At 34.0% G+C, this 24884-nt stretch carries 19 protein-coding genes, 16 tRNA genes, 1 rRNA gene and 1 pseudogene; 6 read left to right on the top strand and 31 right to left on the bottom strand.

The window, feature by feature from the left end:
* Positions 1–77 precede the first annotated feature (77 nt).
* Positions 78–1358: a purine/pyrimidine permease gene (locus ACFWM3_RS13440; RefSeq protein WP_390311647.1), complete on the top strand. Its 1281-nt coding sequence runs from the start codon at positions 78–80 to the stop codon at positions 1356–1358.
* Positions 1359–1518: 160 nt separating this feature from the next.
* Here the strand turns inward: ACFWM3_RS13440 and ACFWM3_RS13445 are convergent, their stop codons facing one another.
* A complete protein-coding gene (locus tag ACFWM3_RS13445; protein ID WP_390311648.1) occupies positions 1519–1692 on the bottom strand; it encodes a hypothetical protein in 174 nt (57 codons plus the stop codon).
* A gap of 429 nt (positions 1693–2121) precedes the next feature.
* Positions 2122–3519, bottom strand: coding sequence for a MocR-like pyridoxine biosynthesis transcription factor PdxR (pdxR, locus tag ACFWM3_RS13450; protein ID WP_056467839.1), 1398 nt, complete (start codon positions 3517–3519; stop codon positions 2122–2124).
* Between the two features lie 119 nt (positions 3520–3638).
* On the opposite strand from pdxR, the gene ACFWM3_RS13455 reads away from it, so the two are divergent.
* The gene (locus tag ACFWM3_RS13455) at positions 3639–4565 is read left to right on the top strand and encodes a DMT family transporter (RefSeq protein ID WP_390311649.1); all 927 of its coding nucleotides are present in this window, start codon (positions 3639–3641) and stop codon (positions 4563–4565) included.
* A gap of 293 nt (positions 4566–4858) precedes the next feature.
* Here ACFWM3_RS13455 and ACFWM3_RS13460 read toward each other — a convergent pair whose 3' ends face one another.
* The 3 genes and pseudogenes from ACFWM3_RS13460 to ACFWM3_RS13470 form a co-directional block, all read right to left on the bottom strand.
* Positions 4859–5611 carry a DUF3888 domain-containing protein gene (locus ACFWM3_RS13460; protein ID WP_390311650.1) on the bottom strand — a complete coding sequence of 251 codons (753 nt, stop codon included), beginning with the start codon at positions 5609–5611 and terminating at the stop codon, positions 4859–4861.
* A gap of 292 nt (positions 5612–5903) precedes the next feature.
* Positions 5904–6899 carry a DNA/RNA non-specific endonuclease gene (locus ACFWM3_RS13465; RefSeq protein WP_390311665.1) on the bottom strand — a complete coding sequence of 332 codons (996 nt, stop codon included), beginning with the start codon at positions 6897–6899 and terminating at the stop codon, positions 5904–5906.
* A gap of 240 nt (positions 6900–7139) precedes the next feature.
* A pseudogene (locus ACFWM3_RS13470) lies at positions 7140–7517 on the bottom strand (tyrosine-type recombinase/integrase); the annotation flags it as partial.
* A gap of 277 nt (positions 7518–7794) precedes the next feature.
* Between ACFWM3_RS13470 and ACFWM3_RS13475 the strand changes: the two are divergent.
* The 3 genes from ACFWM3_RS13475 (at position 7795) to ACFWM3_RS13485 (ending at position 9028) form a co-directional block, all read left to right on the top strand.
* A complete protein-coding gene (locus ACFWM3_RS13475) occupies positions 7795–8214 on the top strand; it encodes a hypothetical protein (protein WP_390311651.1) in 420 nt (139 codons plus the stop codon).
* A 266-nt stretch (positions 8215–8480) separates the two neighbouring features.
* Positions 8481–8699 (top strand): hypothetical protein, encoded by a 219-nt coding sequence (locus tag ACFWM3_RS13480; protein WP_390311652.1) that lies wholly within the window; start codon positions 8481–8483, stop codon positions 8697–8699.
* Between the two features lie 158 nt (positions 8700–8857).
* Entirely contained in the window at positions 8858–9028 is a 171-nt protein-coding gene (locus ACFWM3_RS13485) for a hypothetical protein (protein ID WP_390311653.1), read from the top strand.
* 87 nt (positions 9029–9115) lie between these two features.
* Here the strand turns inward: ACFWM3_RS13485 and ACFWM3_RS13490 are convergent, their stop codons facing one another.
* The 9 genes from ACFWM3_RS13490 to queG all read right to left on the bottom strand — a co-directional run bounded on the left by ACFWM3_RS13490 (position 9116) and on the right by queG (position 21985).
* On the bottom strand, positions 9116–9502 hold the full coding sequence (locus tag ACFWM3_RS13490) for a FixH family protein (protein ID WP_390311654.1): 387 nt from the start codon (positions 9500–9502) through the stop codon (positions 9116–9118).
* A gap of 110 nt (positions 9503–9612) precedes the next feature.
* A complete protein-coding gene (locus ACFWM3_RS13495; RefSeq protein WP_390311656.1) occupies positions 9613–11004 on the bottom strand; it encodes a PepSY-associated TM helix domain-containing protein in 1392 nt (463 codons plus the stop codon).
* Between the two features lie 365 nt (positions 11005–11369).
* Positions 11370–13514, bottom strand: a complete 2145-nt coding sequence (locus ACFWM3_RS13500) for a transglycosylase domain-containing protein (RefSeq protein ID WP_390311657.1) — start codon at positions 13512–13514, stop codon at positions 11370–11372.
* 946 nt (positions 13515–14460) lie between these two features.
* Positions 14461–15654: a sporulation protein YhbH gene (gene yhbH / locus ACFWM3_RS13505; RefSeq protein WP_025671718.1), complete on the bottom strand. Its 1194-nt coding sequence runs from the start codon at positions 15652–15654 to the stop codon at positions 14461–14463.
* Between the two features lie 323 nt (positions 15655–15977).
* A complete protein-coding gene (locus tag ACFWM3_RS13510) occupies positions 15978–16880 on the bottom strand; it encodes an aldo/keto reductase (protein WP_056467909.1) in 903 nt (300 codons plus the stop codon).
* A gap of 103 nt (positions 16881–16983) precedes the next feature.
* The gene (locus ACFWM3_RS13515) at positions 16984–18879 is read right to left on the bottom strand and encodes a PrkA family serine protein kinase (protein WP_056467854.1); all 1896 of its coding nucleotides are present in this window, start codon (positions 18877–18879) and stop codon (positions 16984–16986) included.
* A 433-nt stretch (positions 18880–19312) separates the two neighbouring features.
* Positions 19313–19807: a tRNA (uridine(34)/cytosine(34)/5-carboxymethylaminomethyluridine(34)-2'-O)-methyltransferase TrmL gene (gene trmL / locus ACFWM3_RS13520; RefSeq protein ID WP_056467857.1), complete on the bottom strand. Its 495-nt coding sequence runs from the start codon at positions 19805–19807 to the stop codon at positions 19313–19315.
* Positions 19808–19869: 62 nt separating this feature from the next.
* Positions 19870–20784, bottom strand: a complete 915-nt coding sequence (locus ACFWM3_RS13525) for an amidase domain-containing protein (RefSeq protein ID WP_056467860.1) — start codon at positions 20782–20784, stop codon at positions 19870–19872.
* A gap of 76 nt (positions 20785–20860) precedes the next feature.
* Positions 20861–21985 carry a tRNA epoxyqueuosine(34) reductase QueG gene (gene queG, locus ACFWM3_RS13530; protein ID WP_390311658.1) on the bottom strand — a complete coding sequence of 375 codons (1125 nt, stop codon included), beginning with the start codon at positions 21983–21985 and terminating at the stop codon, positions 20861–20863.
* Between the two features lie 490 nt (positions 21986–22475).
* Between queG and ACFWM3_RS13535 the strand changes: the two genes are divergently transcribed.
* Positions 22476–22772, top strand: a complete 297-nt coding sequence (locus ACFWM3_RS13535; protein WP_056467865.1) for a hypothetical protein — start codon at positions 22476–22478, stop codon at positions 22770–22772.
* A gap of 212 nt (positions 22773–22984) precedes the next feature.
* Here ACFWM3_RS13535 and ACFWM3_RS13540 read toward each other — a convergent pair.
* From ACFWM3_RS13540 to rrf, 17 genes are all read right to left on the bottom strand, one after another.
* Positions 22985–23067 (bottom strand) — tRNA-Leu (locus ACFWM3_RS13540).
* Positions 23068–23160: 93 nt separating this feature from the next.
* A tRNA-Leu gene (locus tag ACFWM3_RS13545) sits at positions 23161–23244 on the bottom strand.
* A gap of 14 nt (positions 23245–23258) precedes the next feature.
* Positions 23259–23329, bottom strand: a tRNA-Cys gene (locus ACFWM3_RS13550).
* A gap of 5 nt (positions 23330–23334) precedes the next feature.
* A tRNA-Gly gene (locus ACFWM3_RS13555) sits at positions 23335–23409 on the bottom strand.
* A 4-nt stretch (positions 23410–23413) separates the two neighbouring features.
* A tRNA-Gln gene (locus ACFWM3_RS13560) sits at positions 23414–23488 on the bottom strand.
* A gap of 80 nt (positions 23489–23568) precedes the next feature.
* Positions 23569–23644, bottom strand: a tRNA-His gene (locus ACFWM3_RS13565).
* Positions 23645–23659: 15 nt separating this feature from the next.
* Positions 23660–23733: transfer RNA gene (locus tag ACFWM3_RS13570), tRNA-Trp, on the bottom strand.
* 7 nt (positions 23734–23740) lie between these two features.
* A tRNA-Tyr gene (locus tag ACFWM3_RS13575) sits at positions 23741–23825 on the bottom strand.
* A gap of 10 nt (positions 23826–23835) precedes the next feature.
* Positions 23836–23908, bottom strand: a tRNA-Thr gene (locus ACFWM3_RS13580).
* 36 nt (positions 23909–23944) lie between these two features.
* Positions 23945–24020 (bottom strand) — tRNA-Phe (locus ACFWM3_RS13585).
* 8 nt (positions 24021–24028) lie between these two features.
* Positions 24029–24104 (bottom strand) — tRNA-Asp (locus ACFWM3_RS13590).
* 3 nt (positions 24105–24107) lie between these two features.
* Positions 24108–24184: transfer RNA gene (locus ACFWM3_RS13595), tRNA-Met, on the bottom strand.
* A gap of 35 nt (positions 24185–24219) precedes the next feature.
* Positions 24220–24295: transfer RNA gene (locus tag ACFWM3_RS13600), tRNA-Val, on the bottom strand.
* 9 nt (positions 24296–24304) lie between these two features.
* Positions 24305–24379, bottom strand: a tRNA-Glu gene (locus ACFWM3_RS13605).
* Positions 24380–24402: 23 nt separating this feature from the next.
* Positions 24403–24494 (bottom strand) — tRNA-Ser (locus ACFWM3_RS13610).
* A gap of 4 nt (positions 24495–24498) precedes the next feature.
* Positions 24499–24573, bottom strand: a tRNA-Asn gene (locus ACFWM3_RS13615).
* Positions 24574–24583: 10 nt separating this feature from the next.
* Positions 24584–24699 (bottom strand): 5S ribosomal RNA (gene rrf / locus ACFWM3_RS13620).
* Positions 24700–24884 lie beyond the last annotated feature (185 nt).

Here is a 24884-nt window from a genome sequence, read left to right on the forward strand (position 1 = left end):
ATCCATCTTTTAAATCTACCACTATAGAAAAGATGGATTTTTTCTATAAGTTTCTTTTTTAAGCAGGGGAGATTAATATGAATAATAAATATGTTAATACTAGTTTTAGTATCTTACAGTGGTTTGTGTTTCTATTAGCAAATGCAATTGCATTGCCAATCATTATTGGAGGCATATTCCATTTATCAATTGATGAAATTTCAACTTTAATGCAGCGAACTTTTTTAGTTGTGGGAGTAAGTTCTTTTTTACAAGCATGGTTAGGGCATCGCTATCCCATTGCGGATGGCCCAGCCGGTTCATGGGTAAGTATATTTGTCATATTGGGACAAGTAGCTATGCATCAGGGACAAAGTGCAAAAGATGTACTCCGACTTTTAGAAGGTGGATTAATTATTGCAGGTCTATTACTTTTCGTCCTTGGGATAACAGGACTTGTGCATCGAATTCTACGTTTATTTACCCCTTTGGTTACAGGAACATTTCTTTTAATCTTAGCTCTTCAGCTTAGTGGTGTGTTACTAAAAGGAATGATGGGGTTACAAGGAACAGTAACTCACCCTAATTATACATTAGCTACTATTGCACTCTTTGTTTTTGCCCTTATTACTTTCTTATCAATTAAGGGGAAAGGATGGATGAAAAGTTACGCTGTGTTACTTGGAATATCAGTTGGTTGGCTTTTGTATGCTGTATTTGGAAAACCGTCCCATCTTCCTTCTGATTCACCTTTAGTTAAGTTCCCTGATGTATTTGCTTGGGGCATGCCTAAGTTAGATACTGGGATAACCATAACTGTAACTTTATTTACATTCCTATTAGTTGCAAACACAATTGCTGCAATTTCGGCTGTAAAACAAGTGGCTCCGCTATCTAAAGAAAATGAAAGACAAACATTGAACCGTGGTATATGGGTCGGAGGTATATCTCATGTTTTCACGTCGTTGTTCTCTACAATTGGCGTTGTACCATTACCTGCATCAGCAGGATTTATTCAACTAACAGGACAAAAAAAAGTGAAGCCGTTCCTTATAGCAAATCTCATATTAGCTGGAATTTCTTTTATTCCCTCTTTTGTAGGCTTTATATCCTTGCTACCAGGTCCTATTGCAAATGCCGCGCTTTTAGCAACCTTTGTCCAAATGATCGGAATTTCATTTCAATCGATTTTACGTGAAGAATTAAACCAACGTCGATTAACGATATTAGGAATTTCATTATTAATTAGTTTGGGAATAATGTTTCTTCCAGAAAGTGCATTTAGCGGAATACCATCTACCTTCAAATATGTTTTAAGTAATGGATTACTCGTAGGTACCATGATTGTTATTCTACTGGAACAATTTTGGAAAGAATGATTCTTGATAACAAAAAACAGAAAAACCCTATAAGGGGCTTTTCTGTTTTTCACTTGATTAGTTGTATAAAAATCCTATAGGCCAAGAAAAATAAGGATAAAAAAAAGCATTCTTCCCGATTTTTCTTTGGTATGCTTACATTATTGTAAAATTATATTTATTAGTGCTTTAACATATATCCCCAAAGTAATAATGGTGTAATAAGAAAAGTGTAAAGTACTATTTGTAAAATAATTATTGGTTTTATTTCTTTAAAATCACTTACCCAAAACTTAGAAACTATTGCATATAATACTAATTCTATTACCGGTCCAAATACAATTAACCATTTCATTTTAAAAATTTGCTCCTTTTAGAAATTCTAAGATGCATATATTACAATCTCACTCTAAAATTATAACACGAAAAAGAAGAAATTATTTTACAAAAACAAAAAAATCTGAAGTATTAAATAAATTCAAAACTTCCCACAATATTCAAGGTGATCCACCAGATGATATTCCATGATTAGCTGAAGATTTCATTTTTTGAAGACACCCTCTATATACAACAAAAAAACAAAAAAACCTATAAGGGGCTTTTCTGTTTTTCACTTGCTATTCTATTCGTACTTCATTTTATTCTATTGTCCAGTGTTCCTGTTTAAAGAAGCTCTTCATTGAATAGAACACAATATATAGCCTGTATCTATAATTACAGACTTTTTTATGCATGTTGGCTTTTAAACAGATCTAAAGTAATCGAGAATTATTTTAGTATCATGTTATATTTTAAACCATGAATTATACAACCATCGAATAGCCTCTTCAATCTCAGCCTCTGATAAAATAGCAAATCCAAGTAAGACTGTATTTTTCGGATTATTCCCTTCGCTATAATACATTGAAACTGGATAGACTTTAATACTGTTTTCAGCCGCTCTTTTTATTAACTCTTCTTCTAACATTCCATTGTGAACCTTTAATAAAATATGTAAGCCAGAATCTTCTCCTATCACTTCCACTTTATTAGAAAAATACCTTTCTATCGCCGAAATAAGTACATCTCTCTTTTTTCTATAAACAACTCGCATTTTATTAATATGTTTTTCCCAATGTCCTTCGTTTAAAAATCTTCTAATGATTTCTTGATCAATTCTCGAAACACTTTGTGTGTAGAATAAATATTGTGAATGATACAATTTAATCAGCTGTTTTGGCAACACCATATAACTCATTCGTAATGATGGAAGTAAAGCTTTTGAAAATGTCCCCATGTAAATTACGTTTCCCTCTGCGTCAAGTCCCTGCAATGCTGGAATCGGTTTTCCAGAATAACGAAATTCACTATCATAATCATCTTCAATAATATAACGTCCATACTCCTCTTGAGCCCATTGTAATAGTTGTCCTCTTCTTTTAATTGGCATAATCATTCCACAAGGAAATTGGTGAGACGGTGTAACGAAAATAACTTTCGCATTGCTAGCTTCTAAGGCTGCAATAGAGATCCCATCCTCATCAAGTGGGATCATTTGAACATTTTCTTCTCCCTTCTCAAAAACAACCAACTTTCGATGATACCCTGGATTTTCAACTGCAAAATTCCTTCCCTTTAGTAACTGAAACAAGATTCTTATTAAAAATTGGGTTCCGGCTCCTATTACAATTTGACTCGATGAACATCTAACACCTCTTGATTCATATAAATATTTCGCAATCTCTTCACGCAAGTTGGATTCACCTTGAGGATGACCAAGAAATAGAAGTTCCTTATTTTCTTGTTGCCATACTTCATTTGAAATTTTACGATAGACAGCGAATGGAAATGTCTTTGGATCTACACCCGTCTGTGTAAAATCAAATTTATAGATCTGTTCTCCGTATAATACTTCATTAACGAATTCTCTTTTTTTCTCTGTGAGCATCATTTGCTCAATTTCACATACAAAATACCCCTTGCGTGAAACTGATTCAATATACCCTTCTGCCAGAAGTTGTTCATATGCTGATTCGACTGTGTTTTTACTCACTTCTAAATACATTGCTAACTTTCTTTTTGCTGGAAGCTTCGTCATAGGAGGGATTTTTCCACTTCTTATTTCTTCTTTTATATACCCATATAACTGTACATACATCGGCATTTTTGACTCAATATTCAAATTTGGTGTTAACTCTAACATGAAATCTGACCCCCTCACTAAATGAATTACTGATACTTTATACAGTACCAGAGTTTATATATAATACTTTTTATCATGTAAATCGAATAAAATCAATGTTTGAAAGGAGCATCATGATTATGCAAAACAGCAGACGTCTTGGACTATTTATGATTCTTACAGGAGCTACTTTATGGGGATTATCAGGTCCATTAATTCAATGGTTTTTTCAACGTACGACAATATCATCAATCGACTATTTAGTCATTCGCCTCTTACTTGCTGGGGTCTTTATTTTATGTTTCTTACTTACAAAAAAACAAAATATATTTCGTATTTTGCAACAACCACATCATCTATTACACCTTATCATTTTCTCAATCCTTGGAATGCTTGGCGCACAATATGCTTTTATTGAAACTGTGTATATTAGCAACGCCGTGACAGCTACACTATTTCAATTTTTAGGACCAGTTCTAATTACTATTTACGTTGCAATCCAAAATAAAAAACTGCCCTCTACTACGCAAGCAGTAGCAATTGTCTCTGCACTGATCGGCACATACTTTATTATTACAAATGGATCAGCCCATAATATTGTCATGTCTAAGGAAACTATTTTATTCGGACTGTTAACAGCTATTGGTTTTACCTTCTATACACTTCACCCTACTTCCCTTATACAAACATGGGGGACGACTCTTATTATTGGCTGGGGTATGCTAATTGGAGGTATTGCATTATTTATTTACAATCACTCTTTTGAATGGAAACAGCTTTCACAAACCTTTACGCTGTCAATATTCTCTATGCTAATTTTAATTATAATAATTGGTACAGTTTCTTTTCTTCTCTACATCGGTAGCCTAAAATATTTATCAGCAACAGAGACTAGTATTTTATCTAGTATTGAACCACTTGTAGCAACTATTGTTTCTATTACTTGGCTAAAAGAATCTTTCGGAGTATACCAATTACTAGGTGGTATATGTATCGTCATCGCAGTTATTTTCTTAACAATGCCAGAAAAAGTAGCAAAATCCACATTCAAAACTGAACAAATATAATGTCAAATGTAAAAAGAGATCTATTTTTATGATTACTACTTTCCATTATGATGAATAAGAACTCGGACTTCACTATTGATTAAACACTAAATCTTAAAAAACAGAAAAACCCTATAAGGGGCTTTTCTGTTTTTCACTTGCCATTCAAATCGTACTTCATTTTATACTATTGTACAGCGATTATTTCGCTGCCTTCTCATGCTCCTGCTTGAAAAAGCTCTTCATCGAATTGAACACATCTGACTTTTGTTTAAGGATGTAGTCTGTGTTCTTTGCATAAGCAATACATTATTCTACAAATACCAAAGCAATTCATTTTTCATTTTCTTACCATTCTTATTCATCTTTTTTACAACTTCCCATCTCTTATTTTGCTTATTCACTTCATAAAGTATATTTGTTCCATCTGATTTCTTAAAAAGGATATATGCTTTTTTCCCTTTTATAAAGGTAACAGGAGAAATCACATTTTTATAAGGTGGATGGACCTCTGGATTCAAAATGTTATTAATAATCTCCTCAGTAATATTGGTAAGGGATTTGTATTCCTTTTCTTTTTCTGCTTTATATTGTAGCTGCGAATAATTATATTCTGAATATAGCTCTAAATTTAAATTAAACGATTGCTTTATATCTGAAATCGTCTCACTATAAAACTGTTTAAATTTCCTTTCCTCTTGATCGCCCTCATGAACAAAACTAATCTTCTTAATTCCCATTGGGCTTATATGAAAGATCATTGTCTCCTTTCCATAAGGAGGATTGTGTGCATGTTCAAAAGTATTCACTTGGACTTTTGCTGTAAAGCTAAAACTACCTTCTCTATCCCTATTAATATTTAATATTTTCGCATCATACAAACCATACGCTTTGTGATATCCATAATAATCTTCTACACCTTTTGAAATATAAGGATCGAGTGTAGTCAGCAATGTATCATGAAGTAATTTATTATTTATTTCATTTTGATTTGCTTTAATTACAGAAGGTTGAATAAGAAAAATGAACATGCTAATTGAGATTAATATAAAAAATTTTGTCTTCATATAAACCCTGCCTAATGTATTTTAGGATTATATTTACCCATGCAAAAAAAAAGATACTTAGATCCATACAATATCTTCTCCCAGAAAGCACAATAAAAAAAATCGACTAAATAGTCGATTTTGATGTACATGCGTTAATTGCATAAGAAACTCTATAATTCCAAAATATCAATGATGCTGTATTAACAAATTCATAAGATCAAAACACTTATCAAGGGAATTAAAACCAGCATCATTTTATAACTTGCCTCTTTACTTCAATAAGAAGAAAAGAATCACCACATAACCTCATTTATTCGCCTACTAAGCCATCACCATCTCGATCATCCATATATTTATAGAGCCATGAATCGCGCGTAATTGGCATTTTAAATCCAGCAGCTTTGGCTTCAGCGATCGTAACACTTCCGTTATGATTTGTATCCACTTTACTAACGTCTTCATTACTATTTTTCGTTTTGTTTGCAGGCACATTGTTTGTTTTCGGTGGAGTACTGCTAGTACCTGTCGTTTTCCCTAAATTTTTGTTAACTTCATCTGGGTTTACATTGTCAAATTCATCTGTAATGGATCTGCCCTGAATTTTATATGTGAATTTATAGTGATTAGGAATTTGCGTCCTAATATTGGGATAGTGAATCACTGCTACGAAATCAGTGCAACCTCTTGCATCTCGAATCACTTTTTCCATATAAGCTTGATCACCGTGCCTATTGAGATTGCTGTTCTGAGGTGTAATGTTATATGCGTTTGATACTCCCCCAAGCGAGTCAGCAATCACATGCCCTTTATCCAAGGTTGGACTCTCTGTACCAGGAACATTTGCTTCATCAGAGTAATATCGACCTGATGACAAAACATGATCCGTATTCGAATTTTGAAGAGTTATCTTTTTCGCCTCAACACGAATTAGCTGACCGTATTCATTTGTATACGCCCAATATTCCCGTTCTCCATATCCGACATCTACTTTGACATTCGGCTGTCTATCTCCTGACATATCCCCGCCGTTTACTACAATTAGGGTATATTTGCTATAATCAAATCCGTCTGTTGTACCTGTTGCCTTTGAAGTGCTAGAAGCAGGAACACTTTTGCTCGGTTCACTATCACTCTTTGTTTTTTCTGTGTCATCTGCAGGTGTACTCTTAATGTTTTCAACAGTCTTAGAAGCCGTGCTCGTTGGGGATTCCACTTTTTTTGACGAAGTCTGTTCAGTGATTTGTCCGCAACCCACAAATATAGATAATAAAATCACAGTAAATAAAATCAAAAATACTCTTTTAATCACACTTCTGCACACCTTTCTCATTTTTCTACTCTAGAAAATCCTATTTAACGATAACACATTTTGATCTTTTGTTGGAAAATATTTATCGTTGGTTTTTACAACAAAAAACCAGAAAAACCCACTACCTGGCTTTCTGGTTTATCTTTATAGAAGAGAAATTTCATAATACACCCTTTTTCCTTATCAGCATGCTCAGCTTTATAAGAAGTTATTAAATGGAGCGTTGCAATTCCTTTTTTAAAAGTATTTACAATATTGATCTTGGCGTTGCTTTCCACTCAGTTTCGCATATATACGTGTTGTTTCACTCTTTTCGTGACCTAATAAGCTTTGGATTACTTCAATTGGAGCTCCATTATCCATTAAATGGGTTGCATAACTGTGTCTTAGTTGGTGGGGTGAAATCTTCTTATTAAACTCTGCCTGTAAAGAAACCTCATTAATTATATGGCGCGTTTGAGCAATACTTAACCGACGTGGTGCTCTTTCGGTTACAAATAATGCAGGATCTGAATCGTCTCGTTCGTTCAAGTATCTAAATAACCAAATTTCAGCTCGAGTATTGAAGTATACTTCTCTTTCTTTATCACCTTTTCCTCGTACTATTACAGAGTGATTCTAGTTTAGTGGATTACTTTTTATTGGATCTTGTGCTTTCTCAATTATGGGTTGGAGGTAAATTAAAAATCGAAAAAAGATTGAACCAAAATAACTTCATTTCATTCAAAAGATCTTATGCAACTTACGCATGCAATAGTTGAACAATCATTAAGCTGCTTCGGTAGCTTTTTCTTATGGTAGTGTAGGAATATTTTTAAAACTCACCCTAATCATTATGGTAAAATATGGTATGTATATACTCAAATTTTATTTAAATCGGAGGTAATTAGTTTTGAAAAAAAGATATCTAGTAATTAGTATTATATCAATTCTCACCTTATTTTTAGGTGGATTTCAATATGTTAAAATGAATAAAACTAAGTCATCTAATGAAGTTTGGGTAGGTTATAAAAGTAAAAGTAGAACAGATTTTAAACGAGTGAATGTGGAAAGTCAGTCCAAGATAGATAAATTAGAAGAGATTTTAGTGTTCGGTAAAACAATTAATAAACCAAAAGGTAATTTACAAGATTACGATATTCAATTATCGTTAAAAGTTCCTGAGAATGAAAAATCGTATAGCTTTTTAATTTGGTTTACGAATAATGGTGCCATTATTAAGCAGAATACATTGAATAAGTTCAATTATAAAAGCTTGGATAATCAAGATGCAAACTCAGTAAAAGAGATTATAAAATATAAAAGGAATTAATTTTTCGATGTCTATGATACTTCTTGTTCAACTAACGCATGTGATTCTTCAATAGAAGATCGCTTTTTCTTATGCCAAAATGGCAGTTTAGTCGAATAAGGAATTGCTAATATTTTCAAAGACTTGTTGTTAAATAGTTGTTATACTTCAAAAGGAGTTAACAATTAGGATGGTGTTTTTTTATGAAGGTTCCTGTTTGGGGATTAATTTTGCAGCTGTTATATATTTTGTTTAATACTGTATTTAACTTTCTTAGGGTTTTTGTAATGGAGCATTATAGTGTATATCCAGTAGCACTTTTCGAGTTATTCCTTGGCTTATCCAGTATTTTTTGTGGGATCGTTGGAATTTGGAAAAGAGAAAAACCATTACTTTCTGTGTTTGTAATACTTTTTGGGGTATTAATTTGTTGTGATTTCGTATTTATTTATCTTTTATTTGAAGCGGGTATACCGCCAGCTATTCCCTGGTTATATTCAAAATAATTATGCCTTCTTATGCAACTAACGTATTGCTTTAGTTAAACAACCTGATCGGCGGAATAGCACATAAGAAGGAAATAGTGTTATTTTTATTGAATTAAAAGTATTCATATGTATAACTAAATTTCTTAAAAAAATTCAACAATATTGGAGAGAGAATTATGAAACAGGTTGTTTCTGCAATTTATATCGCAAGTGGCACATTACTTGTTGCTCTAACATATTTTAATTCTTTTGGTGGTCCCCGTTTCTTTGAAAATATCGGTCTATTTTTCATATTAATAGGAGTAATTATCCAAATAAGATGCTTTTTTCAGTTTCAGGATAAGTAAGAATTATTTATGCAACTAACTCATGCGTTAGTTGCATTAGGTTTTATCAATTTTACATACATAAAGATATTTTTATTACTAATTTTTTTATTTTAAAGATACCCCATTCACTTTACGAACAAATTTATCTTGTTTTAATACGATTGTCTTGTCCCATGAACCATTCATAGGTAATTTCACTTTTCCTTTATAAACACCTTTTGATACTCTCTTTAATTTACCATCTGCTTTATGACTCATGCTTTTCATTTTTAAGATTATTTCTACTGAATCAACGTTAACAAATTTATTCTCGTTATTTTTTAAAGTTACCTCATAGCTATGTTCTGAATCCTTGGATGTTGGTTGATCCGATAGACTAACATTTATATTATCTAAATATTTGTTTGAAACCGCTGATTCTTCTGACTTGCCACATCCATAAAAAATTGTTACAGCCAACAATAATAGTATAAATCCATTTATTATTTTCACGATATACCTCTGTTTATCTCTAATGTTTTTTTATTACTAAAAAAGCTAAGCAAACTTTTATTTGTTAACTTAGCATATTTCAGTTATGAATTAATCATAAATTACTTTTTTTATTGTATACCAATCTGACGAACTTTCTTTTTTATAAATTTAACAATAAACTCGATTAAACCTATTACAAAGATTGATATACCAACCATTGGCATTAAAAGTCCACAAATTACTGAGATCAATAAAACACCTAAATAGAATTTATTTCCTTCACTTGCTTTTGGGATCCCAACTGTTCCCGTTGGACGGCGCTTCCACCACATAGTAATTCCACTTCCTACGATTAATACAAGTGATAAGCATGCTATCACATTAATAATTAAGTTTGCCCAGCCAAAATATCGTCCTTCATGTAAAGCTATCCCTGTTTCAACTGTTTTATCAAACGTACTATAATCTTTCCAACGATAATCAAGTAGTGTTTTCCCACTATATTGATCAATATCCATCGTTACATAATTTTTAACGCTTCCCGCTGCCCATCCGTAAGTAGATATTAAGTAAACTCCTTTATCTCCCTCTGGCATAGTAATTGTATATCCAGGATAAATTTTTGTTTGTTCAGCAATTCTAACTACATTTTCAATCGGTAACATTCCTTTATTACTATAAACAGATTCAGGAATTGGAATATTTTCAGCTGCCCATGGTGTTTTAGCAACATCTTTATTAATTTTTGTTGATTTAATACTACCATCCCATAAATGTTCAGGTGCATTTGAAAGCTTTGCTTTTGCAACAAACGTATTTAATCGTTCACCAAATGAACTAGCCCAAGGTAACCCAGATAATACGAGAACTAACAAAATTATCGTCATCCAAAATCCTGTACTCGCATGTAAATCTCGCCAAAATACTCGCGATCCTTTTCTCATTCGAATGCGAAGAACACTTAAAAATGATTGTTTATTTCGTGGAAAATATAAATATAATCCTGTTGCTAATAAAATAATTGCCCAAGAAGCTGATAATTCAACAAGATTATCTCCGATTTTACCAACCATAATCTCACCATGTAATTTTACGATAATCTCCATTAACCGTTGATCGTTTTGTAATTTACCTAATACTTTACCTGTGTATGGGTTTACAAAAACTGTGTAACTAACATCACCTTTTGCAATCCCAATTTCGGTTGCACGTTCTGGATCTTTAACATCTGTAAAAGATGTAATCGCATCATTAGGGTATTTATCCTTTACAGCTTTTAACTGTAAGCTTGGTGTAATTTCTTTACTACCTTGTTCCACATAGTATAGATTTTTACCTAACATCGGTTCTACATATGGTCTAAATAAATAGATCGCACCAGTAATTGCTAATAAAATTAAGATAGGTGAGAAAATCATTCCTCCATAAAAATGCCATCTCCAAATCGTTTTGTAAAGAGACGTCTTTTTCGAAGAAACTTGTTCAGATTGAACTGAATTTAATAGTGTCTTTATCTCCATTTGTTTTCCCCTTAATATTTTATAAATCCCTAAGAAAGTATAGATTGGAATTGTGATAAATTAATGAAGTTTTAATGAAAATTTTATTTAATAATTTTGGAAATATATAAATGTAATTCTATTTACTATATTAATAACAAAAAAACTATAAGACTCACTTAATTACTTTATTTATTTCTGTTGTTTCTTACTCAACTAAACTACCATTTTGTTGAATAAGAATCCTCTCTATCCCATTTATTAATCTTTGTGTATTTATGACAAAAAAACAGAAAAACCCTCAATGGGGTCTCTCTGTTTCTCACTTTCTACGAATTTTATATAGATTTACTAAACTCGACTTTTAATTATGTCGGGTCGCTTCTTTAGTCCTTCCATTTTTTACCTTTTCCATTTCCATGTCCTTTTTCTTTTCCTTTTTCTTTTCCTTTTCCTTTTCCTTTATTTTTATGCTCCTTCTTTTCATGCTTGTCTTCTTGCCAACCATCATCTTGCACTTTCTCTTCTTCTCTGTACATTTCCTCTTGTTTCTTTTTCTTTTCTAATTGTTTTTTATAATTCTTTCCAAGTAGTGGTAGATCGAACTTATTGGGCGGAATTTCCTTTCCAGATTTCAATATAATTTCTTTAAATATTACAGTCGCGGTTTGACTACTTGATGATGTCAAATAATGATTTTTATCTGTTTTATCATAGCCTAACCAAACAGCCCCAACGATGTTTGGAGTATACCCTACAAACCAATGGTCTTTTGCTCCGTTCACAGTAGAAAAAGGCAGCTGAGTAGTTCCTGTTTTACCTGCAATATCTCTGCCTTCTATTTGTGCTTTAACTCCAGTTCCCTCTTTGACAACACCCTTGAGCATAAATGTAATTTTTTGAGCGATGGATGCCTCGGTCACCCGAGTTTGTTTTTTATTCCATTTCCCAATCGTCTCTCCATCTGCATTCTCAATTTTTTGAATCGCATGTGCTTCTACCATAATTCCGTTATTTGGAAAGGCGGAAAATGCTTGAGCCATTTTTAAAGGAGATGTTCCTTCATTCATACCTCCAAGAGCTAGACCAAGAGTCTGATCTTTTTTACCTAATGGAATACCAAAACGCTTTACTGCATTTATCCCATTTTCTAATCCTATTTTTTGCAATAACCAAACAGCAGGTACATTATAAGAGTGGATAAGGGCGTCGTACATCGTAACTTCTCCATGAAATTGATTGTCAGAGTTTTGAGGTTGATAGCCATTGATATTAATAGGATGATCTTCTAAGTTATCAAAAATATCATATCCTTGTTCCAACGCTGGAGTATAAGTTGCCAATGGTTTCATTGTGGACCCAGGCTGACGTTTTAATTGAGTAGCACGATTAAATTGCCTAAAAGTATGCTCACCACGTCCGCCAACAAGGGCAGTAATACCTCCTGTTGAAGGGTTAATCAGAATGGCTCCGCTTTGAATGGTTTGATCAGACTGACTTTTAGGAAACAAATTGTTATTTTTATACACATCTTCAACAGCACTTTGAATGGCAGGATTCAATTCGGTATAAATATGGAGTCCTCCTGAAAGAACCTCGTTTGGTGTCAGATGATATTTATTGATCGCCTCATCAATAATATAATCTACATAATATGGATATTTACCTTGGTAATCTTTATTTTTCTTATCTGCTAATACAATTGTTTGCGCCTTAGCCTTCTGAGCTTCACTTTGACTAATATAGCCTTCATTTTCCATTAATGACAGCACAGTATTTCTACGATTAATTGCTTTATCGAAATTCTTAAAAGGCGACAGGTTAGAAGGAGCCTTAATGATGCCCGCTAACATCGCTGATTCGCTTAATGTTAACTGATCCGCATCTTTCCCAAAATACACTTGGGCTGCACGCTGAATACCCCAAGCACCTTCTCCGAAATAGATCTGGTTCAAATAACGCTCTAAAATTTCATCTTTCGAGTATACTCTTTCAATCTTTTTTGTCAAAATCAATTCTTTTAACTTTCTTGTATAGGTACGCTCTTGTGTTAGAAAAGCATTTTTGGCTAACTGTTGCGTAATTGTACTTCCACCTGCAACAATTTCTCCACTTACTAAGTTTTTTAGTAGCGCCTTTGCAATCCCGAAATAGTTAATACCACTATGCTTGTAAAAGCGTTGATCTTCAGTTGCAATAACGGCATGTATCATATTTGTTGGAATTTGCTTTATGCTGACTCCCTCGATGTTTGATACTGAGATCTTACTTGTGGCTTCTCCTTTTTGATCAAAGATGATTGTCGGCTGCGGTGCAGGATCTTCCAATTTACTCACATCACTTGTCCAAATCAAGATATTCATAATAAATAAAAAGCATACAACTAACGCTGCGACTATCGATAATATTTTAAAAAGGAAGCCTTTGGAAGATAAACGGTTCCATAGTTTCTTTGATAATTTTCTTTGCTGTCTTCTCTCTATTCTCCCCACACTGTTTTCCCCTTTAAATTTAATGTAACTGTTTGTCATTTATCTGTAAAAATGTTTATCATTTGCTGGATGGTACATCCAATATTCTTCTATATCCTATCCATCTTTTTTGCTTCGTTAATTTATAGAGGGATAACATAAATATAGAAGAGCTATCAACGCTATTTACCCTTATAGAATAAAGGCTTCTATTAAATCTAATTTACTTTCTTTGATTCGGTCTTCTCATGAACAATACGTACATACCGTACTAAAGAGGAATTGATTAAACTATACCCTTTTTCATTTTTCACAAAAAAATAATCATACTTCAACAGTTTACTCATTACTTCAAGCCGAATCTCCTCGATGGTAACTTCTAATCCTTGGGTTACATTTTCCCATTTTATAGAGGATTCACAAGTGTAACAAACATAAAGTGTTTTCAAGTATATCTTCCTTTCTTTCGCTCCTGTCTTCACAAAAAAAATACCCTTTTTCATCGGGGTATTTCACAGTATACTGCTATCTTCGTTTACATAACTTTTATTTTACACTAGCTATGTTTTTATTGTTTGATTTATCACAATTATACAAGGTGTTGTAATATATATCACTAACTAATAAAAGGAAAAAGCTAACAACTAAATCATCGTGTTTCTTCTCTGATTGATGAAATGATGGAATTTCAAGATTAAATTACAGATAAAGGTGGGCTTATGAAATTACCAGAAGCTTTTGGGAATACTCATCTGTTCAGTCCAACCCTGTTTACAATCACACATCACTTTTAATATGTACCCCGATTATTTCAACAAAAGGAAAACCCTATTCATTTTTTTAACAATATTGGTCAACTATACTGCAAATATGTTGAATAAGATCCTCTATGCCATTCATTAAACTTTGAGTATTCATGACAAAAAACCAGAAAAACCCTCTACCGGGCTTTTCTGGTTTCACTTTCTATTCTATTCGTACTTCATTTAAATCGATTGTACAGCTATTATTTCGCTGCCTTCTCATACTCCTGTTTAAAGAAGCTCTTCATTGAATGGAAAACATCTGATTTTTGTTTAAGGATGTAGTAGCGGAATTTTTCATCATTAATGTTTTTATATGCGGACATTAGTGTAGAGTGTCGATTGTATTGGTTTACTTCTCCGTATCCGAACATATTGCTCACTTTCATTAATTCTTGAACTAATTTTACGCAGCGAGCATTATCAGATGTTAAATTATCTCCATCAGAGAAATGGAATGGATAGATATTATATCTTTCTGGAGAATATTTGTATTCAATTACTTCTAAAGCTTTTCGATAAGCAGATGAACAGATCGTTCCTCCGCTTTCTCCTTTTGTGAAGAACTCTTCTTCTGTAACTACTTTTGCTTCTGTATGGTGTGCAATAAACTCGATATCAACTGATTCATATTTTGTTCTTAAAAATCTAGTCATCCAAAAGAAGAAGCTTCTTGCCATATACTTTTCCCATAAGCCCATACTTCCGCTAGTATCCATCATTGCGAGTACGACGGCTTTAGATTCCGGTTTTCTAATTTCATTCCATGTACGGAACTTTAAGTCTTCTGGAGATATAGGATAGAATGATGGCGTACCACTCATTGCGTTACGTTTAAACGCAGACATCATTGTACGTTTTTTATCAATGTTACCCATTAACCCAGTTTTTCTAATGTCATTAAATTCAATATTTTCTACTGTATTTAAGTCTTGTTCTTTTCTTTTTAGATCTGGTAATTCTAACTGACTAAAAAGAGCTTCCTCTAATTCCATTAGTGAAACCTCTGCCTCATAATAATCTTCGCCTGATTCCTTACCTGCTCCTTGCCCTTTGCCAGCACCTTTTTGCGGCTGGCCGCCTTGTGAACCATCTCTTGCCACTACATCGCCAACTTTACTGTCTCCAGTACCCTGACCAACGTGTTTATTTTTATCGTAGTTGTATCTAATCTTATACTCATCTAGTGACCGGATTGGGATTTTTACTACATCGCGCCCATTTGACATGATGATGCTTTCTTCTGTGATCAAATCTGCTAAATTCTTTTTAATCGCCTCTTGTACCTTCTCTTGGTGGCGCTGTTGGTCGTCGTGTCCTTTACGATGGAGGGTCCAGTCTTCCTGTGAAATGGTAAAATTATGCTTTTGTTCATGTTCATTATTTTCATTACTCATTTTCTTTCCCTCCCTTACTTGTTATGATTTATTTTAAAAATAAAAAAATCGTCACACAGTAATACACAATTGCATAAACTAATTCGGTAGGTGATTTTCTACCCTTTTTTATGGATTACTCTATCATATGCAGAAGGACACAATAATTGACAATGTTTCTTCTAAATTTTACACCCATTTTTTCAGAAAATAGGACGAGTCCTTAAAAATAAATATATTTATATAAAAATTCCAATAAACTTTTGCCTTTAACTATATGTAACAATACTTAAAAAAGAACAAAAAAAGTGGAAAACTAGTAAAAAGTTTTCCACTTTTTTTATTTAAGGTAAATTATGCCCCATTCCAGCTACGTAAATTCGTAACCATTGTTCCGCTGACATACTTAACTTTGTAGATTCAACTGCTGTTTTGACACGTTCAATTTTACCAGACCCTATGATTGGCATCATTTTAGCGGGGTGAGCTAATAACCATGCGTACATTACTTCGTCGATTGAATTTGCACCAATTTCACTAGAAATCTCTTCAAGCATCGCTCGAACTCGTACCGCTGTTTCAGACTGACTAGTAAAAATTTGTCCGCCTGCTAATGGGGACCAGATCATTGGAGCAATATCTTTTTCAAGTAATAAATCAATTGTTCCCTTTTCAAAATGCTCTAATTGCATTGGCGAAACTTCAATTTGATTTGTTACTAAAGGCATGTTTAGATATTCTTGTAATGCATTAAATTGAGATGGTAAAAAGTTGGATACCCCAAAGTGGCGTACTTTTCCTTCAGATTGAAGTTGATTAAACGCCTCTGCGATTTCCTTTGGATTCATAAATGGATTTGGTCTATGTATTAACAGTAAATCGATATAATCTGTTTGTAGATTTTCCAATGAATTGTTCACACTCGTTAAGATATGCTCTTTACTAGTATCATAATGATTCATTTTAAGTTCAGGAAACTTTGATGACTTTAACTTTATCCCACATTTTGTAACGATTTGGATTTTTTCACGAAGCTCCGGTTTTATTGCTAAAGCCTTTCCAAAAATCTCTTCACAAGTATAACCACCATAAATATCGGCATGATCAAATGTTGTAATTCCTAAATCAATGCATTCTTCTATAAAAGCGACTAATTGTTCTGATGTCATTTTCCATTCAGCTAAACGCCATAATCCGTGAATAATTTGTGAAAACTCAAGATTCTCAGCTATTTGAATTCTTTTCATATACATTACCTTACCCTTCTATTTAATCATTATCATCATTATAGGATAAACGTTATTAATTGCAAAAGAAAACGGCTATCTAATAGATAGCCGCTTAAACAATTTATCGGTTTAGTAATGAACCTACGTAGCGTAATAATTCATTTGCTGATGTTGAATTATAACCATATTCATCAACTAATCTACTGACAACGTCATTGATTTTCTTCAATTGACGCTCGTCAGGAGTTTTTGTGGACGTCGTAATTTTCACAACATCCTTCAGATCCGAAAAAAGTTTCTTTTGGATAGCTTCTTTTAATCTTTCATGTGAATTGTAATCAAAACGTTTGCCTTTTCTTGCATAGGCAGAGATTCTGATTAATATTTCTTCACGGAATGCTTTCTTCGCATTCTCAGAGATGCCAATTTGTTCTTCAATCGAACGCATCAACTTTTCATCTGGATTCATCTCTTCACCTGTTAAAGGATCACGAAGCTTATTCTTATTGCAATATGCTTCTACATTATCAAGATAATTATCCATAAGTGTTTTTGCAGACTCTTCATATGAATAAACAAAGGCTTTTTGAACTTCTTGTTTTGCAATATCATCATATTCTTTTCTTGCGATTGAGATAAAATTCATATAACGCTCACGATCTTCATTCGAAATAGATGGATGTTGATCTAAACCATCTTTTAATGAGCGTAATACATCTAAAGCATTAATTGAAGGGATCTCTTTTCGAATAATTGTAGATGAAATACGGTTAATGACATATCGTGGATCGATACCATGCATACCTTCATCTAAATATTCTTTCTTCAGCTCTTCTAAATCAACAGTGTTATAGCCTTCTACCATTTCACCATCATATAGACGCATCTTCTTAACTAAATCAATATCTCCTCGTTTTGGTTCTTTTAAACGAGTAAGTATTGTAAACATTGCGGCAACTCTTAAAGTATGAGGAGCAATATGAACATTTGAAACATCACTTTCAGAGATCATTTTTTGATAGATTCTCTCTTCTTCACTCACTCTTAAGTTATAAGGAATTGGCATTACGATTATTCGAGAATGTAATGCTTCATTTTTCTTATTATTAATAAAGGATCTGTACTCTGTTTCATTCGTGTGAGCAATGATTAATTCATCCGCAGAAATCAATGCAAAACGCCCTGCTTTAAAGTTTCCTTCTTGCGTCAGGGATAATAAGTGCCATAAAAACTTTTCATCACATTTTAACATCTCTTGGAATTCCATCATTCCACGGTTCGCTTTATTCAACTCACCATCAAACCGGTAGGCACGTGGATCTGACTCTGATCCGAATTGAGCAATTGTTGAAAAATCAATACTTCCTGTTAAATCTGCAATATCTTGAGATTTTGGATCAGACGGGCTAAAAGTACCAATACCAACTCGACGATCCTCTGATAAAAATACTCTTTCTACCATAACATCTTCTATTCTTCCACCAAACTCTTGTTCAAGTCTCATTAAGTTTAAAGGTGAAAGATTTCCTTCAATTCGAACTCCATATTCTGTGAAAAAATCATCTCTTAAATGGTTAGGAATTAAATGCAATGGATCTTCATGCATTGGGCAACCTTTAATTGCGTAGATTGCACCTTGATCAGACCTTGAATAATTTTCTAAGCCTCTCTTTAACATCGTTACCAGTGTAGATTTACCACCACTTACAGGACCCATTAACAATAAAATACGTTTTTTTACATCTAATCTCTTGGCAGCAGGATGGAAATATTCTTCCACGAGTCTCTCTAACGCTTCTTCTAATCCATATAGGTTGTTATTAAAGAAACTATAGGTTTTTTTACCATTCACTTCTTCAATACCTGCGTCTTTAATCATATTATAAATTCTAGAATGTGCAGTTTGTGCAACCAATGGCTCCTCTTTTAACATTTCAAGATACTCAGCAAAAGTGCCTTCCCATTTCAATCTTTGTTCCATGTCCCGGTGCTGCTCAAGTTTCTTTAAAATATCCATGGACAAGTACCTCCTTCTTCTCATCTGTAAGAGAGATTATTAAAGGATATGCAAGGATGTCCGTACTCATGCTATATCTTTGAGTAGGAAAATATATTTTATCGAAATCCAATTCTCATAATTTTACTTTCATATTTCTATGTTTTTTTTGTATAATAAGGTTTAGGGTGTTGGGAATTTTTCAATTGGGAGGATACATACTGATGAGACTAGTATTAATTTTATTAGTAACAGCATCATTCTTAGCAGCAATTTTCACAGGCGGCTATAATGACAAACCTGGACTGAAAAACAGATAATATTTTTTAAAGGATGCTTCTAAACGCGGATCTTATTTTAATTTAGACCGTTTTATGGAAGCATCTTTTTTTGTACTCTTTGATAAACTCTTAAATTAATACAAAAAAAATCACCATTTATATGGTGACTTTTATTATTTAGAATAATCCTTTACCTTCAACAACTCGCGGAAATCTTGCTGACGTAAAGCTTCATAAATTAAAATTGCAGCTGTATTTGATAAATTTAGTGACCTAATATGATCTGTCATTGGTATACGTAAGCAAGTTTCCATATTTTTTTCAATTAACTCTTTCGGAAGCCCTGTTGTTTCTCTACCAAATACAAAGAAAATCTCTTCATCTAAATTTGTATAGTCAAAGTTTGAATATGTTTTTTCCCCAAATTTAGTTATAAAATAAAATTTCCCGTCTTTATACTTATCAAATAAATCGTCCAAAGAATCATGATAATGGATATCTACATGCTCCCAATAATCAAGACCAGCTCTTTTTAACATTTTATCATCAGTTGAAAAACCTAACGGACGGATTAAATGTAAACTTGTATCTGTTCCTGCACAAGTACGTGCAATATTTCCTGTATTTGCTGGAATTTGTGGTTGATATAATACAACGTGTATTCCCATCTTTTTCACCTCTATATTGTTTCAATGCTTTATATTATAACAAATTCGTAATTAATAAGGTATTATTCCATTGGAGGATTAGAAAAGTCATCAACGAAGTGAAAAAACTTATACTTTATATTCTCCGTAAAAGCAGAAGAATCATAGTAAGACCAATATCTTTTACGGCTATTTACAGTATGTGCATTCACTAACGGTTCACCATTTTCATCCTTAGCAACAACGATTGTACAATGATTCCATACTCCATCACCTTCGAAATCATATACGATAATATCCCCCAATGTAAGATCTTTTGGAGAAGGCACCTCTTCTGCTTTAATTCCAGTTTTAGGTGAAGGTAAAAATCTTCTTAATGCGTGAGCAACTCTCCAGCTATAACTACTATTAGAATGATTTCTATACCACCACCCTGTCCCTGGTTTTGGCATTCCAACCATTCGAATACCTCCAGCCCTTAAACATTGAGAGATAAAATTAGTACAATCATTTGCATACAATGGATATTCTTTATTATGGCCATCCCACCAGGTTTCAGCATATTTAACAGCATTAAAGCGATTATATCTGTTATTTCGATCTAATGATTCACTATCACCTATATCGTCTTCTTCGAGTTCATAATTTTCAACTTGATTATCAATCGGGAACGCTATGTCATATAAGATTTCATCATTTTCAATCGCGATCTGTCTTTGATGTTGATCCTCTTCAAAATATAAATCGGTTTGCTTTAAAAAATATCGCGTATGGAAGGTATAATTTATATACGTTATATCCTGTTCATTCCAAATATTATTTACATCAAGATTTCCATATACTTTTACTAATGAAGTATTACGTTTATTATATAATTCAACTTTACGCCTGATGGCCTGATATTCTTTTTCTTGAATAGGATGACTTCGATGTCCTTCACCAAAATAAAGTTGTAATCGTTCTTTTAAATAACGCTCTAAAAGTTCACGATTAAACAAGATAATCCCCCTTTTCAACATATATTCTTATTCTATACGATGTTGAAAAATAAGAGATTATACCACTCATTATTGATTACTTTGAAAGAACAGCATTAATTTCATTAAGTACAATCTCATCTTGCTCTTTTTGTAAACAACTTTCAATAAATGGTGTACTGGTCTTTCCTTCAATCTCAAAAATAGCCCAGATAGCTGTACCTCTTATTACTGGTCTAGCATCTTTTTTTGCTAATTGCTTTAAATCCTCTAATGCAGATTCATCTTTAAAATGTGCTAAAGCAATAATAGCATTTCGCTGAATAGGATTCTTTCCTCTCCATGACCCAGACATTTGACCAAACTGACTTTTAAACTCTCTATTACTTACCTGTAATACTGAGCGTAATAAAGGTTTTACAGTTTCCGGATCAGGTTCCATCTCAGTATGATGCGTAAAATTAACCCCTTTATTTTTAGGACAAATAGTCTGACATGTATCGCAACCATATATTCGATTTCCCAGTTCTTTTCGAAACTCAACAGGAATCATTTCTTTTGATTGGGTTAAAAAAGCAATACAATTTTTAGCATTTAATTGACCTGGAGAAACAATAGCGCTTGTCGGGCAAACATCAAGACATTTTGTACACTCTCCACACTGTTCCTCAATAGGCGAATCTGCTTCAAAAGGTAATGAGGTAATCATTTCCCCTAAATACACATAGGAACCGAATTCTGGCGTAATGATTGAACAATTTTTAGCACTCCAACCTATACCTGCTCGCTCAGCTACAGCTCGATCTACTAGCTCTCCAGTATCGACCATCGACTGAACCTTTGCATTTGGATAATGTAATAAAATAAATGACTCAAGCTGAAGTAATTTCTTTTTTACAACGATATGGTAATCTTCCCCCCATGAAGCCCTACAAAAGATACCTCTTGTAGATCCTTTTTTACTTTTAGGAGGATTTTTCATTTTAGATGGATAAGCTAGAGCAATTGCAATTATTGAATTAGATTCTGTCATAATTTTTCTTGCATCTACTCTTCGTTCAATATCCTTTGTCTCAAAACCCGATTGGTAATTTAATTCCTGCTGCTTATATAAACGATTTTTTAATGTTAAAAACGGATCAACAGTTGTAAATCCAATCTTATCTATTCCAATTTCTTTACTATATAAAATCAATTTTTTTTGAAATTCTTTTATATTCACAAGAATCACCTAACTGCCTGTTAATTTACAAATTATATTTTCTATTCTAGTCAGAAAATTATTTCTTTATCTAATTATGACACAAAAGCCTTTAATAATAGACTTTTTAATATAAAAAAACGCAATGTATCGTTCTTCGAATGAATCAATACACTGCGTTGTTATCAAGTTATAAGTGCTTATCTACTAATACAAATGTAATATGTATTTAGTAGGTTTTTAATGAACTTGTAATTAAATTTATCATAAATATGTCATAAATTCAAGAATAAAATCATTTTTTGTCGAAAGTGTTCTAGCATGGTTAAGCTTAGAATATGGAAAGGTCGAGAATAGAAAATGTCTAAATTAGTAAGCTCAATAATCATCAGAACTTTATTAATTAGCTAATAGCAAGTGTATTGAAAGATTTGTAGAAATTTGAATAAAGGTATAATTTATTTTCTCATAGAATTCTTCTTTATAGGTTAAATATAGGAGGAGAATAACTATGACAGATCCTTTGGTAAATGAAGAAAAAAATCCTTTGGTCGAAAGTTTCGAAGGTGTCTGTAGTTTGATTGAAGAAACAAACGACAGAATTGATTTTACACAAGATACCCTTAAGGAACTTGATCGATACAATAACGAGAAATTAAAAGATGCAAAACAATTTACTATTAAAGTAGCTGCTGCAAGCTTACTAATAGCAACAACAGGATTAGTCGTTACTTTAGCAAATAAAAGAAAACCAAAACAGTTTGATTGGCTTGCTGCAAAGCAAAAACGTAAATATGTAAAAATGTAATGAAGAGCATTTCTAAATGAAGAATAGCCCCTTAAAGAAAGGCAGTGACTATAATGGTCGTTGCCTTTCTTTATGATAATCGTATGAAGATCATTTTTATTTGCTCGATGAAGATAAAGAATATATAAACCCTATTCTATTCCTTACCTTTTACTATATAAATAAAAAAAGGATTCTGCATCTCTGCAAAATCCTCTTCCCTGATTTCAATATAGCGGTGACAGGACTTGAACCTGCACATCCGTGAAGATACCTGATTTTGAGTCAGGCGTGTCTGCCATTCCACCACACCGCCAAAAAGTTATAAAATAATTATAATATAGGAAGGACTAATTGTCCAATTAAATCTGAAATTAAAAACCTCTTACTTTTGTAAGAGGTTTAATGATACCGAGGGCCGGACTCGAACCGGCACGGGGTCAACCCCCGCAGGATTTTAAGTCCTGTGTGTCTGCCATTCCACCACCCCGGCAGAAGTAAATTAAAAGGCGGTAACCGGATTTGAACCGATGATAAAGGTTTTGCAGACCTCTGCCTTACCACTTGGCTATACCGCCATATTTGGAGCGGAAGACGGGGTTCGAACCCGCGACCCCAACCTTGGCAAGGTTGTATTCTACCACTGAACTACTTCCGCATAATGGCTGGGCTACCTGGATTCGAACCAGGGCATGACGGAATCAAAATCCGTTGCCTTACCGCTTGGCTATAGCCCATTAATTAAGAACTTTATATACTATATTCAGTTTATTATAAATAATATTACTCACTTGAGTAATCCTTACAATAATTTAAATGGGGCGACCGATGGGAATCGAACCCACGAGTGTCGGAACCACAATCCGATGCGTTAACCACTTCGCCACGACCGCCATTATTGAATTATTTGGCAGGGGCAGTAGGAATCGAACCCACACCAAAGGTTTTGGAGACCTCTATTCTACCGTTAAACTATGCCCCTATAAAAATGGTGGAGGGGGACGGATTCGAACCGCCGAACCCACAGGGAGCGGATTTACAGTCCGCCGCGTTTAGCCACTTCGCTACCCCTCCGATTAAAGAGTGCCGACTAGAGGACTTGAACCCCCAACCTACTGATTACAAGTCAGTTGCTCTACCAATTGAGCTAAGTCGGCTTAATAATAATTGCTTGCTATATATTTTATTTAAGATGGTGGCTCGGGACGGAATCGAACCGCCGACACGAGGATTTTCAGTCCTCTGCTCTACCGACTGAGCTACCGAGCCAACTTAAATGGCGGTCCCGACCGGGATCGAACCGGCGATCTCCTGCGTGACAGGCAGGCATGTTAACCGCTACACCACGGGACCATTTGGTTGCGGGGACAGGATTTGAACCTGCGACCTTCGGGTTATGAGCCCGACGAGCTACCAGACTGCTCCACCCCGCGATAATAAGATATATATATTAATTTTATTAATTAAATGGTGGAGGATGACGGGCTCGAACCGCCGACCCCCTGCTTGTAAGGCAGGTGCTCTCCCAGCTGAGCTAATCCTCCAGGATAAAATGGTGACCCGTACGGGACTCGAACCCGTGTTACCGCCGTGAAAGGGCGGTGTCTTAACCGCTTGACCAACGGGCCAGTATAACAGTGCTGAAAACATGTGGCGGAGAGCAAGGGATTTGAACCCTTGAGACAGGGTTACCCGCCTACACGATTTCCAATCGTGCTCCTTCGGCCACTCGGACAGCTCTCCAAAATGGCTCCGCAGGTAGGGTTCGAACCTACGACCACTCGGTTAACAGCCGAGTGCTCTACCACTGAGCTACTGCGGAATAATCATAAACCAAGCGACGTTCTACTCTCACAGGGGGAAACCCCCAACTACCATCGACGCTGAAGAGCTTAACTGCCGTGTTCGGTATGGGAACGGGTGTGACCTCTTCGCTATCATCACTTGATTCAATTCCTTAAGGACAATAACTATTATATCAAATCTCACTCAAAAGTCAATGACTTTTTAAAAGTTTTTTATAATAACTTTTGCACCCTCAAAACTAGATAATGTCATTATCAAACTTGTTAGTTAAGTCCTCGACCGATTAGTATCAGTCAGCTCCACGTGTCACCACGCTTCCACCTCTGA

It is taken from the genome of Gottfriedia sp. NPDC058432, from assembly GCF_042721555.1.
Classification (GTDB): domain Bacteria; phylum Bacillota; class Bacilli; order Bacillales; family Bacillaceae_G; genus Gottfriedia.

Coding starts and splice junctions, on each gene's coding strand:
- ACFWM3_RS13510 (WP_056467909.1), bottom strand. CDS start 16,880: ATGAAAAGAATTCAAATAGCTGAGAATCTTGAGTTTTCACAAATTATT.
- ACFWM3_RS13515 (WP_056467854.1), bottom strand. CDS start 18,879: ATGGATATTTTAAAGAAACTTGAGCAGCACCGGGACATGGAACAAAGA.
- ACFWM3_RS13480 (WP_390311652.1), top strand. CDS start 8,481: ATGGAGCATTATAGTGTATATCCAGTAGCACTTTTCGAGTTATTCCTT.
- ACFWM3_RS13455 (WP_390311649.1), top strand. CDS start 3,639: ATGCAAAACAGCAGACGTCTTGGACTATTTATGATTCTTACAGGAGCT.
- ACFWM3_RS13445 (WP_390311648.1), bottom strand. CDS start 1,692: ATGAAATGGTTAATTGTATTTGGACCGGTAATAGAATTAGTATTATAT.
- ACFWM3_RS13460 (WP_390311650.1), bottom strand. CDS start 5,611: ATGAAGACAAAATTTTTTATATTAATCTCAATTAGCATGTTCATTTTT.
- pdxR (WP_056467839.1), bottom strand. CDS start 3,519: ATGTTAGAGTTAACACCAAATTTGAATATTGAGTCAAAAATGCCGATG.
- ACFWM3_RS13440 (WP_390311647.1), top strand. CDS start 78: ATGAATAATAAATATGTTAATACTAGTTTTAGTATCTTACAGTGGTTT.
- yhbH (WP_025671718.1), bottom strand. CDS start 15,654: ATGAGTAATGAAAATAATGAACATGAACAAAAGCATAATTTTACCATT.
- ACFWM3_RS13500 (WP_390311657.1), bottom strand. CDS start 13,514: ATGACAAACAGTTACATTAAATTTAAAGGGGAAAACAGTGTGGGGAGA.
- ACFWM3_RS13485 (WP_390311653.1), top strand. CDS start 8,858: ATGAAACAGGTTGTTTCTGCAATTTATATCGCAAGTGGCACATTACTT.
- ACFWM3_RS13495 (WP_390311656.1), bottom strand. CDS start 11,004: ATGGAGATAAAGACACTATTAAATTCAGTTCAATCTGAACAAGTTTCT.
- ACFWM3_RS13535 (WP_056467865.1), top strand. CDS start 22,476: ATGACAGATCCTTTGGTAAATGAAGAAAAAAATCCTTTGGTCGAAAGT.
- trmL (WP_056467857.1), bottom strand. CDS start 19,807: ATGGGAATACACGTTGTATTATATCAACCACAAATTCCAGCAAATACA.